The organism is Nostoc favosum CHAB5714 (assembly GCF_020829495.1).
Classification (GTDB): Bacteria; Cyanobacteriota; Cyanobacteriia; order Cyanobacteriales; family Nostocaceae; genus Nostoc; species Nostoc favosum.
The window spans coordinates 27,220-41,919 of the sequence record NZ_JAIVFQ010000039.1; the positions used below are offsets into that span (position 1 = coordinate 27,220).

General features: G+C 44.0%; 12 protein-coding genes and 3 pseudogenes. 9 read left to right on the plus strand and 6 right to left on the minus strand.

Annotation, left to right across the window (positions count from 1 at the left end):
* Positions 1–349: 349 nt before the first annotated feature.
* Positions 350–493, minus strand: a complete 144-nt coding sequence (locus tag LC586_RS22370) for a hypothetical protein (protein WP_229486879.1) — start codon at positions 491–493, stop codon at positions 350–352.
* 60 nt (positions 494–553) lie between these two features.
* Here LC586_RS22370 and LC586_RS22375 point away from each other — a divergent pair, with 60 nt between their 5' ends.
* The gene (locus LC586_RS22375) at positions 554–1,474 is read left to right on the plus strand and encodes an alpha/beta hydrolase (RefSeq protein ID WP_229486880.1); all 921 of its coding nucleotides are present in this window, start codon (positions 554–556) and stop codon (positions 1,472–1,474) included.
* Positions 1,475–1,648: 174 nt separating this feature from the next.
* Here the strand turns inward: LC586_RS22375 and LC586_RS22380 are convergent, their stop codons facing one another.
* Positions 1,649–2,233, minus strand: a complete 585-nt coding sequence (locus tag LC586_RS22380) for a TetR/AcrR family transcriptional regulator (RefSeq protein ID WP_229486881.1) — start codon at positions 2,231–2,233, stop codon at positions 1,649–1,651.
* A gap of 134 nt (positions 2,234–2,367) precedes the next feature.
* Here LC586_RS22380 and LC586_RS22385 point away from each other — a divergent pair, with 134 nt between their 5' ends.
* A complete protein-coding gene (locus LC586_RS22385) occupies positions 2,368–2,718 on the plus strand; it encodes a GNAT family N-acetyltransferase (RefSeq protein WP_229486882.1) in 351 nt (116 codons plus the stop codon).
* On the opposite strand, the gene LC586_RS22390 is transcribed toward LC586_RS22385, so the two are convergent.
* From LC586_RS22390 to LC586_RS22400, 3 genes and pseudogenes are all read right to left on the minus strand, one after another.
* Positions 2,692–3,753, minus strand: coding sequence for an IS4 family transposase (locus LC586_RS22390; protein ID WP_309143399.1), 1,062 nt, complete (start codon positions 3,751–3,753; stop codon positions 2,692–2,694). The two genes, LC586_RS22385 and LC586_RS22390, sit on opposite strands and share 27 nt — an antisense overlap.
* Positions 3,754–4,059, minus strand: coding sequence for a hypothetical protein (locus tag LC586_RS22395; protein WP_229486883.1), 306 nt, complete (start codon positions 4,057–4,059; stop codon positions 3,754–3,756). It lies immediately after the preceding gene.
* Positions 4,060–4,289: 230 nt separating this feature from the next.
* A pseudogene (locus LC586_RS22400) lies at positions 4,290–4,565 on the minus strand (cation-transporting P-type ATPase); the annotation flags it as partial.
* Positions 4,566–4,724: 159 nt separating this feature from the next.
* Here LC586_RS22400 and LC586_RS22405 point away from each other — a divergent pair.
* The 7 genes and pseudogenes from LC586_RS22405 to LC586_RS22435 all read left to right on the plus strand — a co-directional run.
* Positions 4,725–5,840 carry an ATP-binding protein gene (locus tag LC586_RS22405; RefSeq protein WP_229486884.1) on the plus strand — a complete coding sequence of 372 codons (1,116 nt, stop codon included), beginning with the start codon at positions 4,725–4,727 and terminating at the stop codon, positions 5,838–5,840.
* Between the two features lie 263 nt (positions 5,841–6,103).
* Entirely contained in the window at positions 6,104–6,553 is a 450-nt protein-coding gene (locus LC586_RS22410; RefSeq protein ID WP_229486885.1) for a protein tyrosine phosphatase family protein, read from the plus strand.
* Between the two features lie 62 nt (positions 6,554–6,615).
* On the plus strand, positions 6,616–7,017 hold the full coding sequence (locus LC586_RS22415) for a hypothetical protein (protein WP_229486886.1): 402 nt from the start codon (positions 6,616–6,618) through the stop codon (positions 7,015–7,017).
* Between the two features lie 130 nt (positions 7,018–7,147).
* The gene (locus LC586_RS22420) at positions 7,148–8,434 is read left to right on the plus strand and encodes an efflux RND transporter periplasmic adaptor subunit (protein ID WP_229486887.1); all 1,287 of its coding nucleotides are present in this window, start codon (positions 7,148–7,150) and stop codon (positions 8,432–8,434) included.
* Between the two features lie 59 nt (positions 8,435–8,493).
* Entirely contained in the window at positions 8,494–11,751 is a 3,258-nt protein-coding gene (locus LC586_RS22425) for an efflux RND transporter permease subunit (RefSeq protein WP_229486888.1), read from the plus strand.
* Between the two features lie 3 nt (positions 11,752–11,754).
* Positions 11,755–12,051 (plus strand): annotated as a pseudogene (locus tag LC586_RS22430) (IS1 family transposase); the annotation flags it as partial.
* 24 nt (positions 12,052–12,075) lie between these two features.
* Positions 12,076–12,309, plus strand: a pseudogene (locus tag LC586_RS22435) (transposase); the annotation flags it as partial.
* A gap of 30 nt (positions 12,310–12,339) precedes the next feature.
* Here the strand turns inward: LC586_RS22435 and LC586_RS22440 are convergent.
* Positions 12,340–14,529 carry a pentapeptide repeat-containing protein gene (locus LC586_RS22440; protein ID WP_229486889.1) on the minus strand — a complete coding sequence of 730 codons (2,190 nt, stop codon included), beginning with the start codon at positions 14,527–14,529 and terminating at the stop codon, positions 12,340–12,342.
* Positions 14,530–14,700 lie beyond the last annotated feature (171 nt).

A 14,700-nucleotide genomic window follows, 5' to 3' on the forward strand; every position in this document is an offset into this window, starting at 1 on the left:
AAGAGGCGTATAATCAGTAAGTATTGCCAATTTAATTTAGTAAACCTTATCTTCATACAATTGCATCTAATATTCATTTGCTCTTTACCCAAAAGTGAAGTTGACTAACTACTCTGGATATAGACTTTCATTCAAGCACTATATTTAACTCTACAACTTAACGAAACCTTAATGCCTCGAGAAAATTTTCTAGGAGCATTAAGGTTTAATAATTTTGGTTCTTCAGTTTCTGTTATGCCAAATTATTAGTTATACATCAAAACTAGGCTCTAAGGGCAAAGCACTGCTGTGCCCCTATATTGCAGGTGTATTTAAGATTAAACAATAATTAATAAAAGCCTGAAACAACCTATTTTCGTAAATGTATACCATGATTAATTTGTACAGTACGTAAGTCCTTAAAACTAGATGGTGGCATCATGAACATATATTTAGCCAAGTCTTCTGTGATATTCCATCTGGGGTTACTCCGCCGCTTGTAGATTTCAAACACTACAGAACCTCCGCTTAATCACGCACTAACCCGGCAGTAGTGGAAAATAACTTTAGGAACATGGTATATAGCAATCCTCGAAAACTGCTGCTAACAAGCGTAGGAGTAATAGCGATCGCCTACATTTCAACTTGTCTATTTTTGTTTGTTCGGCAGCCTTATTTGATATTTCGCCCCACACCAAAAATCTTAACGCTACCTAGTTCACCGGACTTTCTTCTTCCTTACAAAGATGTGCGTTTACCTATTGCCGACTCTAATGAATATATACATGGCTGGTGGATTCCAGCACCATTACCAAAAGAGAAAGTTTCTTTAATTCCAAATGAGCCTGTAAAAATTTTAAAATCACCTAAAACATTTTTATACTTTTGTGGTGCTGCTAATAATAAAGGTTACTACAATTATATAGGCAGACTTCAAGCAATGCGGCAGTTGGGGTTTTCTGTGTTAGTGATTGACTACCGAGGCTTTGGTAGTAGTAATGGGAGTTTTCCCAGTGAGTCTCAGCTTTATCAAGATAGTCAAATAGCCTGGAATTATTTAGTAAAAATCCAACAAATACCTCCTGATAAAATTGTTATTTACGGCGAATCAATGGGGGGAGCAGTTGCTATAAATTTGGCAGTAAAACATCCAGAAGCTAACGGATTAATTGTGCAAAGCTCCTTTACATCAATGGCAGAGCAAATCAAATATAGAGATTGGTTACGGATGTTTCCAATCGATTTGCTGCTAACACAAAAGTTTGATTCTCTTTCTAAAGTTCGTTCTCTACGTCTTCCCGTTTTATTTATTCATGGAACTGATGACAGCATTGTTCCATCCTACATGAGTCAGCAGTTATATAATGCTGCCCTTGAACCCAAACAACTTTTATTAATTCCAAAAGGAAAACACGTCCAAATTTATCAACCTGGAAGTAACTCGTATTTACAAGCAATTCAGAAGTTTATCCAAAAGATAGAGTCTCAAGAGTAAGAAATAGATCCATCGGGATGGGCTTCGACACGATTCAAAAATAGAGTTTTCTCTGAACTAATCTATAGAATAGGGGTACAAATAAATTTCTGACTCACTACACCCAACACCTGACACCCGACACCCAAAAGCCTTATATATAATGGGTTTGCCGTTAACAAGCGTGCCATTCGTTCAAGATGATGCAAGTATTGCATTAATATGTCGCCGCACAAGATATTTTTGTTGCTCTGCGGAGAACTGCTCAGGACAAATGACAATACCAGTGCCAATCCCATCTACTAGGGCGATGAGTGCATTGGCTTCGAGTGTTAAATCGAGATCGGCTCGAATCACCAAGGCTTTTTGTAACTCAGCTAACTCTTGACAAATAAGTTGCCGTAAAGAGTCATAGCGTTTTTGGTGTTTCTGAACGAGGCGTTCGCGCCCGACAGAATAGCCCAAAAATGCCACCCAAACCTTCCAATCAGCTTTGTCAATGTCCTCTAGAGGTAGAGCCACGAAAATCATCTGTACTAGTCTGTCAATTCCTTGCCGTCCCTCGGCACAGGTTTTCATGTCCTGTAGGACGTTTTCAAATACTTGTTCCAGGGCAAATAGGGTAAGTTCTTCTTTATCTCGAAAGTAATGGGTAACAACCCCGGTTGAAGAGCCAAGTTCTTGCGCGATCGCCCGCATACTGGCACGATCCAATCCTTCACGGGCAATCACCCGCCATGCCGCTTTAGTGACTTCAATACGGCGAGCGTCATAACTCATACCTCTCCTCGGTTTACAGCAACATGAAACAAGTCTCTTGACATCTTACCACAACAGTTGTTATGTTTTATCGACATAACAACTGTTGTAATATTTTTTCCAGAGGCTAACCAGTTTTACACACGGAGTTCGCAATGATTCGACCGACCATGCCCGATGATACAACCGCGCTGATTGCCTTAGCCGATGCAACCGGACTGTTCCAACCAAACCAACTTGAGGAGCTTGGCGAAATGTTGTCCGATTACTTCAGTGGTAGCAGCGACAGAGGTTCTCTGCCAGACGGCAAAGGCGAATGCTTTTGGATTACCGACGATGACAATGGGGCGGTCGGGGTCGCTTACTGTGAGATGGAACGGATGACTGATCAGACGTGGAATCTACAGTTGATTGCTATCCGACCCGACCGCCAAGGACAAGGGCGGAATGGCACTAAGAAAAGCCGAAACACTTGCGGGTTAAGCAGTTTGCAATTGGTTTCGTAATTCGTGCCGAGGTTTCGTCATTAAAGGGTAAGCTTTCGGGCGACGTTTACGAACTCGTGGTTCACTTCTTGCGGGGCGATCGCTGACAGGCTTGTGGGCAATAACTTTTAGTAAAGTACGATAAATTCGCTGACGTTTTGTTGAAGTTGCGGCTAACAGTTCGGGAATAAAGTTAATTAAATGGTGGCGAGTACCTTGCAACGATAGACGTAATGGAGGAGTGGTGTAAGTAGTTCCGGCATCCCACATCAAACTACGAAGTAGATTGTAAGCCAGTAAATAAACATAAATTTCTTTGCGTACCATTGAGGGACTTTTACACCGCAAAACATCCATTCCCAGAGTAGTTTTAAGATGCCTCAAATCCGATTCAACATCCCAACGTTTACCGTAAAGTCCAACAATTTCGAGAGTAGAATAAGTTGCTTTATCTAAAAGAGTAGTAATTAAGCTAACTTGTTGGGTGCGAAAACCAGGAATAAGAATGTAGTAGTAAATCTCTCGGACAGTTATGGAAGGAGGTAAAGCTAAAAAATCCTCTTTATTCAATCCTTTTGGACAAATTTTAGGTTTATACCAAGTAACTAATTTGTCGCAATCTCCAACAATTTTACCTTTTCGCATAGTTGTTGTACGAGATTGATGTTTACGGAATACAGCATCACAATTAAGTTTTTTGATAGTAAACATATCAGCATAAGCGCAAAAAGCTCTATCTCCTAAAAGCACATCATTGGGTTTGAGAAAACTGTACAACCTCCTAGCTAATTTAATATCATGAGTGTTCAAAACGTCTATACACAAAGCAATGGCGGCTCCTGTCACCAAACTGAATACCACACCGATTTTAGCAATTGGGAAGCCACATCCAGCTTTTTGAGTACTTGGCTGAGGATATTCTATTTGGTTCTCTATAGTGTCCGGCATGGAGACAGTCGAGCCATCTATTACTTTCACATTCCGTCCACACCATAAATGTTCTTGAGTTATTCTTTCTTCTAAATTATGTGCAGAATAATTGAAAAGCTTCTCTATTTATTTTTCTGATAATCTTACTCGTGCTTGACAGTATGCACTCGTATCTGTGGACGGAATTTCTACTTCTGATTCTGCCAAATGTGCAATTATTTTACTTACAGCATTGTGGCAAGTTTTATCCGTATCTAAAACCTGTGATAAAAACGCCCACAATGTTACGAATGGGTCAAATAATCGCTTTTTATATTTGATTTTTAGCTCAAATATTGTTTCTTTAATCACCGATTCCGGTAATAGTTCTTTGAAAGGTAAACCTAAACTTTGGTTAAATTTATCCTTGAGGATTTGTACTCTTAGTGTCACAGTAGTGTTTATGATGTTGGCTTATTCGTCTCAGAAAAGTATTTCACGGACGAGTAAGCTTTTTCTACCTCCAAAAATTTTTTAGGCAACTGTACATCATCTCTTCATCAGCGATCGCAGCTACTTATGCCATTAATTACTGCGCTCTCTGGCATTAAAAGCTGTAACCCCTATTCCGCATACATTAGAGCTTTTCTTAGTGCCATTCGTCCCTTTACCAAAGATTCGCGCACATCCAGAACCATCGAAATAATAGCTACGGCGATCAGCATTAGCAACATGATGTTTTTAAACTGATCCCAGAAAATTTCTAGGGGCGATCGTCCACTCGTTTCGACCAGTTCATTTGTACCGTAGTGCTGTAAATTCTGGTCAATCTGTTCCTGAGTTAAACCATGCGTGCGATCGCTCTTGAGCAGCCAAAGAGTTTTTTGAGCCTCAATAGTATGCCAGGCATGGTTCTCAACCGGTTGATCAACTTGAGGATGCGATAGGTTAGCAGACATGGATAAAATGAATTGCACTAGAAAATAGTTCTTATATCATGACACTGTACTAGAAAATAGTGCAAGCAGTTATACATCGAAAATTCTTCTGGCGTTGTTAGAGAAAAGTAGATAGTTTTTCAGTTCAGGTTGGCTCAAAGTGAGGAGAATTAGTTGACAATGATGAACAATGCTTTTAAACCACAAAGGTTAATTGGCAGACAGCCTGAGCTAGAGCAAACCTGTAAAATTTTGGCGGCTGACCAAGATTTGATGCTCACAGGCGTGACGGGAAGTGGGCGGCGAGCGTTGATTCGCTATGCCGCACAGCAAATGGGAGCCAGGATTTTGGAGATCGACTGCTTGCGAGCCACTACCTCTTCTCGCTTCTTAGAGTTGATGGCTTCAGGGATTGTGCAGATATTTGGCACATCGCAAGAACGAACTTTTATTCAACAGTGGGCTTGTGCCTATCCCTTGCAATTAGAGCAACCAACCGCACATCAAACCCGCTTGGTTTGGCAGGTTCCTCCAAATGATGAATGGCTGATTCTACAAGCCTTATTAAACTTACCTCAGATGATGGCAGAACAGTTAAGCTGTCGGGTAGTGTTTGTCTTTCAGAATTTTCCCCATATTCGCTCCTGGGATCGGGCAGGCCGATGGGAATCATATTTGCGGCAAGAAATTCAACGCCAAAACCGGGTTAGTTACGTTATCTTGGCTACAACTCCAGAACATTGGGTGGAAGATAGCTCGATTCAATTTGTCTCCTTGCTCCCAATGCCAGGCCAAGAAATTCAAACCTGGGTTGTTGAAACAATGGCAGCAGCAGACTTAAAGTTTGAAGTGGATGCCTTAAAACTATTTTTAGACTATTCACAAGGACATGTTGGAGATGCCATTGCTTTGGCGCGGCGAATTTGGAGCGACCATCATTGCTTCTATCAGGATGAACAAACCAGTTTTGCGCTCCAATCCTCCCCAAAACTCGTCCAACTTCATCACGTATATTGCAGCACGTTACGATTGGTTGAAGATTTGTCTGTTACCTTTGAATCTCTCCTTTTACTGCTGCCTCCCATTCAGGCACGGGTACTGGAAAGTTTAGCTATCGATCCTACTGATAGCCCTCATTCACGTCCCTATCTTCAGAAACACCAATTTTCACGAGGTGGTGGTTTTCAAGGTGCTCTTACAGGATTGGAACAGAAAGGATTAATTTATGGAGCCAAAGGCGGGTATCGAGTGGCATTACCACTTCTATCGTTTTGGCTCAAACATCGCATTTTGTAGTTTTGAAGGTGTCGGTGAAAGTTGAGCAAACCGTTTTGAAAGCATAAAGCAAGCAAATTGCTTATATTATACTCTCAATTACATAGGTATTAAGCAAAGGTATGAAATTTTCCCAAACCCAGTAACATCCACCCCAACATCTTGCAAAAGTAAAATTACTTTGTCTAAATATTATATTACTATATAGTAGTATGATAGTTAAATGAAAAATAGTTTTTCTTTTGACGCTTCGCAGTAGGCAAACAGAATTCGAGGAGATATCAATGGAAAACGTTAAGAAGATTAATGATGAACTAACAGTGGCGGGACAGGTGACACCGGAGCAATTGAAGCAGGCAGCACATGAGGGTTTCAAATCGGTCCTGAACCTGCGTGCACCTGACGAGAAAGGCTTCCTCAGCGATGAGCAGCAGCAGGCAGAGGCAGCGGGACTGTGCTACGTTAACATACCAGTCAAGCTAGAAGAAATCAGCGATGAGTTGATTCACGAGGTGTTAAGGCAAATTGACAAGTTGCCCAAACCGGCGCTGGTGCATTGTGCTAGTGCGATGCGTGCCGTTGTAATAACGTTGATGAACATTGCCATCTGGCAAGGGATGACACCGCAGCAGGCGTTTGAGAAGGCCGCTGAAATCGGCTTCGATCTTAATGCTCAACCGCAGATCAAGCAGTTATTTGATCGCTACGTTTCAGAGTACTTGAAAGCGACTTGAGAACCCATAGCTGTCTTCAGCTATGGGTTCTCAGTTGGTAAACTTAATTTTGAAGCGAAACAATGGCGAACTTGTTTTCATTGGAATGGATGCAGTCTTATAAAGTTTGCTGGAATGCAGAGCCTGAATTAGTAGATGTTCTAGCGAAAATTAACTTTAGTTCTGTAATTGGCTATGGCTTTATAGGAAACCCTCAGCCCACGGGCGTAATTATGATAGTTCAGGAGCGAGCTATGAGTGCAAGCGGTTATGAGGGGCAACCCCTGAACTGGGATCTGCGGCCAGACCATAAGCATTGGCAAAAGTGGCTAACTAAGGGCTTGGATATGACGGAATCAAGTATGGCCTGTGTAACGCGCAAATTGAAATTTGAGGTAGGAGATTACCTGGCTATAATTAAATACCCCCGCATGGTAGGACCATTTATCAAGTCCTTCATCATAATGGGTCTGGCTCGGAACTGAGCAATAGAATCCACTTAAAATATCGCTCTGTCGCCCTTCCAGCCCGAATCATACTTTCATTCAGCAATGCCCAGGATATTCCACATAGCGGGGCAATCAATCATAAACAACAGGAGCAAGCATTATAGTGATGGATAAGCTATCTCACCCTCTCTCGCATTCACCTTTCTGGCTTCGGCACCTCCCCAGGATTGGGTTGCTGGTGGGAGTGCTACTGGTTTTGGGTGGAACTGGTTGGTGGTTCAGTCAGCCTGGAAAAAATAGGGAATCATCAGCAATTCCGGTGTCGGCAAACGCAACGGTTCCACTACGGGTGAAGACTGCAATTGCCCGCCTGCAAAGCGTCGAAACCAAGCGAGTGCTGACAGGAACTGTGGAACCTGTAGAAACCGTGAATTTAACCAGTCGGGTTACGGGAAAAGTTCGCCAATTGGCTGTGCAAGAAGGCGATCGAGTCAAGACGGGAGACACCCTTGTGGTAATTGACGTTGCCGATATTCAAGCACAGAGCGGTCAGGCATTAGCTGGGGTAAATATGGCCCAGTCCAATTACCAGACTGCCCAAGCACAGTGGCGGGAAGCCCGTGCCCAGTTACAGGAAGCCGAAGCTGAACTGGCAGATGCCCGACTCGAACAACAGCGGATGGCAATGCTGCGGTCAGAAGGAGCGGTTAGCCAGCAAGTGTTGGATAAAGCCAATACACGGGTGCAGATGACCCAGGCACGGATTCAACAAATTCAAGCCGGAATTAGCCAAGCTCAAGCGACGATGAACCAGGCACGGGCGCAGGTCAAGCAATCGCAGGCGCAGGTGTCACAGGTATCAGCCAATCTTAATTACGGAAAGATCACGGCTCCCTTTAATGGCACAATTACTCGCAAGCACGCTGAAGTAGGAGCAATGGCAGGGCCAGGGCAACAACTAGTGACGCTGGAAAGTAGCGATCGCCTGCGGTTTAGTACCCAAGTTCCAGAATCACTGATCGTCCAGGTTACGCAGGGCCAACCGGTGTCTGTTCGTCTGGATGCTCTGAATCGAAGCGTATTGGGTGCTGTCAGCCAGATTATTCCTTCTGCCGATCCAAAAACACGCAACTTTGAAGTGAAAGTCGCCCTCAATAAAGTTTCAGGAATGATTCCGGGGATGTTTGGGCGACTGCAATTGGCCGATGGAGCCGCTGCTACATTTGGAGAACGCATCGCTCTAGTGATTCCTAAATCCGCAATCATAAAACAGTTTGGCGTCACTGGTGTATTCAAAATCGACGACAAAGATCGGGCAATCTTTCAGCCCATTACTACAGGCAAAACCCAGAATTTTGAGATTGAAGTGTTTTCAGGTTTGAAAGCAGGCAATCGGTTGGTACTGGAACCAACAGACAATTTGAAAGAAGGAATTGCTCTTCAGATCGATTAAATCACTCAGCATGATTCCTAAAAGTGGAATGACTGCATCGTTCAATCCAGATTCTAATCATGACTCACTTCACTGAAAATTCTCAGAGACATAGCATTATTGGGCGGATTACCGCTTATTTTATCAACTCCCAACTCACAATTTTGGTGATCGCTGCTCTAGCAATTTTTGGCTTGGCGGCAGTGATGCTGACTCCCAAACAAGAGAACCCGCAAATTGTAGTCCCATCTGCAGACATCTACCTGCCTTATCCAGGAGCATCCGCAGAAGTTGTGGAAAAGACTCTGACCACTCCGATCGAAGCAAAATTGCGAGAATTGCCCGGAGTTGAACACATCTACTCCACTTCTCAAGATTCTGCTGCCAAAATTACGGTGCAATTTTTTGTCGGACAAAACTGGGAAGATTCTCTGTTCAAGCTGCAAAACCATTTGTATAGCTATCAGGATTTGTTGCCACCTGGCGCACGATATTTGGTGAAGCCTGTGATTATTGACGATGTACCGATCGTCACGCTAACGGTAACAGGCAAAAACTACAGTGATAATCAACTGCGACGAATTGGCGAACGCTTACTGGAAGACTTACGCAGTATTCCCAATACGGCCAGCCTAACAATTACAGGTGGACAACCCCGCACCATTCGGGTAGACCTCGACCCCGACAAACTCGCTAGCTACAAACTGTCGCCTGCTCAGATTACTCAACGCCTCCAGGGGGAGAATTCTCGTATACCTGCAGGGGATGTGTCGGTAGGAACCAACCGCCTATTCATTGATGTGGGTAATCTGTTTCAATCAGCAACAGACGTAGGAGAAACTATTGTCGGCTTTGATCAAGGTTCACCCTCTCCTATTTATCTGCGAGATGTGGCAACAGTCGTAGATGACTTTGGCGATCGCACTACCGTATCCCGCATCCATTACCGCCAGGATTGGGATACCACTATTCCCTATCCCTACTCGAAAGCCCGACCGACGAGCAAATTTGTATCCCAACCTGCGATTACAATCGGCATCGCTAAACAAAAAGGAACGAATGCTGTCAGCGTTGCTCAACAGATATTTCAGCGCCTAGAGGAGTTGAAACCGCAATTACCACCGGGAGTGGCGATTGCTGTCACCCGCAACGATGGTCGAACAGCAGCCAGAGCAGTGGGCGACTTATATCAGAGTTTGGCCATGTCGATTGGCATCGTTGTTGGATTGTTAATTCTCTTTCTAGGCTGGCGGGAGTCTTTGATTGTGACGTTAGTCATTCCCTTAACGCTGGCAGGTGTATTGATCGTCGGTTGGATTTCGGGGCAGACGATTAACCGGATCACTTTGTTTGCTTTGATTCTGGCATTGGGGACGTTGGTGGATGACGCGATCGCTGTCACCGAAAATATCCACCGTTACTTTGAAGAAAAACCAGGAATGAGTTGGCGCGAGAAGACCCGTGCGGCAATTGATGCTGTGAGTGAACTGGGTAGTCCGATCGTTCTTTCTAACATTACTGTTATTCTCGCCTTTATTCCAATGGCATTTGTCACGGGCATGATGGGTCCGTACATGGGACCAATTCCGTTTAACGTTCCGGTGGCAATAATTGTAAGTACAATTCTGGCACTTACGGTAACACCATTTTTTGCACGGCTATTGATTAAGATCGACACGCCATTCAATCATCAGGACGGAAAAGCGAGTCCAAATGCAATCGTAAATACTCGTATTTATCGCTGGTATCACAGCATTATGGCTCCCCTTCTAGATTCCGCGAGTCGTCGTCGCTTCGTTTTGTTCTGCATCACCGGATTATTGCTGATATCCTTCATTCCAGTGCTAACGCAAACTGTCAAGTTTAGAATGCTGCCCAAAGATAATAAGGACACCTTTCTCCTGCAGTTAGATGCACCTTTGGGAACAGAGTTGGCGGAAGCCGATCGTATGGTGCAGGATATTGAGTCCATTTTACAGCAAGACTCAGAGGTAACCAATTTTGAAACCTATGTTGGAGTGGGAGCTCCGATTGACTTTAACGGTATGTTACGCGGTGCAACTGATCGCATCGGCGAACATTTTGCTGATATCCGGGTACATCTGACCAACAAGGATGCTCGCTCGGTTCAATCAGAAGATATCGTGTTCCGGTTGCGTCCTAAACTCACGGAAATTGCTCAACACTACAACGCAATTGTCAAACTGGTAGAAGATCCCCCCGGACCTCCCGTTCGTTCAACGATGCTGGCAGAGTTATACGGTCCAGACTATACCATACTGCGGCAGCTTGCCAAAGAGGTGCGGCAGGTTTTTGTCCAGACGGCTGAAGTTGTAGACATTGACGACTCGGTGAAAAACCAGATGCCTCAGATGCGGATGGTGGTGGATCGGGAGAAGGTGAACCGCACTGGGTTGACGACGCAAGACGTTGTCCAAACGCTCCATATGGCGATTGCGGGATCTCAAGTTTCCATCCTGCAAATACCGGGAGAACTAACTTCAGTAGGAATTCAGGTACGCTTTGCCGATACCAATCGTCAGAGTATTGACGATCTCACCCGAATTCAATTACCGACCACGAATGGTTCCTTAGTGCCATTGACAGAGTTAGTCACACTTCAACCCTCAACCGTCGATCAACCAATTCTGCATAAAAATCAGCGTCCCGTTACCTATGTCATGGGTGAAATGGGTGATCGCTCCTCGGTGTATGCAGTGCTGGATCAACTCATCTATTTCCTACGCCATCCCTTACCGAAAGGCTACTGGATTCAGTGGGATGGGGAATGGAAACTAACACTGGATGTATTTCGCGATCTGGGGTTGGCAATGCTGGTGGCAATCGTGCTGATTTACCTGATCCTAGTTGGGCAGTTCGGTAGTTTCAAAGTGCCCTTGATCATCCTCGGCAGTATTCCCCTGGCATTGATTGGTATCTTGCTTGCCTTTGCCGTCAGTGGAGTCTACTTCAGCGCTACGGCAATGATTGGCGTGATTTCCCTGGCGGGAATTGTGGTGCGGAATGCGATCGTGCTACTGGAATTTGTGGGAGACAAGCTCAAAGAAGGCGCAGAGTTGAAACAATCCATCCTGGAAGCTGGAGCGGTTCGTTTCCGTCCAATTCTTCTAACCAGTGTGACGACCATGCTAGGAAACCTTTCCATCCTTAACGATCCTGTTTGGTCAGGGTTGGCATGGGCAATGTTGGGCGGAATGTTGACCTCCTCTGTCCTTACCCTGTTTGTAATTCCGCTAATGTACTATGGAGATCGTATCAGCCATAAACGTGATCAAGGCGATTGGCATTCCAAAACTTGGAACACAACTATCGGGTAAACTTTGTGGCAGATAATAAATTGTTGGCATTCTTATTTTTATGTAACTGACGGATACCCTGTTTATCCATGTTTTATCAATAATGAAGACCAGATCGTTAGCAAAACGTAATTGACTTGAGTAGAAGGAGAAAACAGCCGTTTAAAGCATTATCTAGCTCGACTACATCGTAAAACTTTTTGTTACTCTAAAGCCGAAGAAATACTTAAGTTTTCAATTCGGTTAGTAATACATTATCTCAAGTATGGATCAGTGGCGCTGCGGGCGCGTAGCACCCGCAAGCTTAAGGCGATCGCTTGATTCATATTTTGGTTCAGCAACGCCAAAAATTCTGTTCATTGGACATTGGATGTCACTTTCGGTGAGGATGAATGTCGGATTCGTTCTCTGCACAGCCCACAGAATTTTGCTTTACTACGTCGGATTGCTCTCAATGCCTTAGAACGAGAAACATCTTTTCATCGCAGTATTCGCCAAAAATCACGGCGAGCCGCGATGAATGATCAGTATATGGTTTCTGTCTTGGCGGCGGCTCTCCCAAACTCAGCACTCTCCTAGAATCCACCTGTCAATAGGGTTTGAGACGCGCTAACCCTGGTTCTTATTCCAATCATCTAAAGCAGAAATGACAAAGCTAGCTGCGGGATGGCTGAGAAGTTGTTCTAAAGCAGCTGTACTTCCTGCACTTAATGCACTAATTGTTTTCTGCATTAAAGGTGGATTATTTTCAATCCGTTGCACTGCTTCTGTAGCTAATGCCATTTTTCCAGATATTGTATTAGTAGGATAAGATTGGCTTAATTGCTCCAGTAGCTGCTGAATTTCTGCTGCGGCTTCTACAAGGTTGTGTTTTTGTTCTGGTGCAGCAATATTTTGATTGAATGTCTGCTGGCTACCGGATTGGGCAGTGTCAATAAAACCGCCAATATTGGCATTGCTTTGATCATATTTAGTTTTGTAGTTTTCGTTATTACTCATAGATTGCTGACTTCTATCTCCTTGCGCTGCTTGTTGTCCTTGATCAAATTGGCTATTATTTGCACTTTGGTTAATTCCACCTTGATTAGAATTCATACTGCCAACATCTTGTATTTGAGTACTTGAATAATAGCTAGGGCGTTGTAGCGCTGTTACCACCATATTTTTTAATTCAGTAATTATGTAATCTTTTTCGGCTATTAACTTTTGGACTTCTTGCTCTGCCAAAACTTTTAGCTCGTTATAAGTATCAAAATATTCTCTACTCAGTTCTGATTTATCAGCAGTTCCTGCACTTTTGGCACGAAGTAAAAACTTGTCTTCACCCCGTACTTCCATTCCAACAATTCGCAAATCTGCTTCTGGATGATTCTGGGCTAACTGTTTAAACGAAATGGCGATCGCACGTGGGTCAACTCCTTGGCTATGATAAAGGTCAAGTGTATCGAAGATTGGTTTGATAAAATCTCCAAATTCCCCATCAGCGAACACCTCCTGTCTGTTGTCAGGCTTGCGATAGGGGTCAGGGTTTTCTTTCGTAGGCAGGCGCATATAAACGTACTCGCACCGTACCCCGTCAAATTTAGTGTCACTGGTAATGCCCCAGTCTTCAATGTATGCCCCAGTAAGAGTAGCGCCTGTAAAGTCGGTTCCGTCAAGTTGCGTTTGTACTAGTTTTGCTCTAGATAAATCTGCGTCTTGCAAGTTGGCTTTACTTAAATCTGCGCTAAGAAAGCTGGCATCTGTTAGGTTAGCTCCTTTAAAATTTATCCCTCGGAGGTCTAAACGGTCAAAATTTTTGTTTTGCCCTAGTTGTGTAACTAATACTTGGCGAAGTTTTGTATTTTGAAGGTAAGTTGTGCCAGCGCGAACACGGTCAAGTTTATTGGTTTTATGGAAGTAAGTACGAGTTAGAATAGCCTTTCTAAAATCTGTACTTTTGAGGGTGGCTTCTGTAAAATTAGCATCAGTTAAATTTGTGTTGCGGAAGCTTGTCCCTTTAAAAGCTGCAAAAGCAATAGCAATGTTGCGAATTAGTGCCTGCTTTGGGTCTTCCTTCAATGCACGCCAACTTATATATGTGCCAAATAATACTATAACTACGGCTATGACGCTGGCGAAGATTTCCGCGAAGGCTCCGGTAACCGGGAAAGTGCCAACAAAGGCTCCGGCTACGGCTCCGGCTACGGCTAAGGGGAAGGCTAAGGCTAAGGCTAAGGCTCCGGCTACGGCTAAGGCTAAGGTTCCGGCTACGGCTAAGGCTAAGGCCACGACTACCGCTCCAGCAAAGGCAAAGGCTCCAGCAAAGGCGAAGCCGGAGGCTATAGCAAAATCTCCGTTTAGGACAAAGATTTCCGCGAAGGCTCCGGTTACGGCTACGGCTAACGCAAAGGCTCCTGTTAAGGCCAAAGCTAAAACTCCAACTATTGAGCCCCGTTGTATTCCTTGGAAGATTGTAACGGAAAAGAAGATAACTAATATGAATATAGCAGTTCTGCCACTGATATGATATATCAATGGATAAGATTTATGTGTGAAAAATAGTAGAGACGCTACTAAAAAACCAGCAATAGATGAGATAAATCCTGATAGACCCATTAGCACCCACGAAATAAGCACTAAGAAAATAGCCCACCGCCTTTCCAATCCAGCTTCAGCATGACTAAAATTTGCACCTACAAGGATGGCATCGCTAAAATCAGCGCTTCGGATATCTGCATAGCTAAAGTTCGCTCCCTCAAGGTTTTGACCTTTGAAGGAACGTCCTCGAAAATTCTGCTTGGAATAATCTGCTTGCATAGTTGGGAAAGATGGTAAGACTCAAACTCCACTAGTAGTCTGCCAACCCAAAAATGCTGGGTAAGGGCAGGGTAAAGGGTAAGGGATTTAAAACCTTTCCCCCTTCCCCCTTCCCCTTTACCCTGCAAAGTTCACTTGGCGAACTACTAGACATAGGTATATCATTGACTC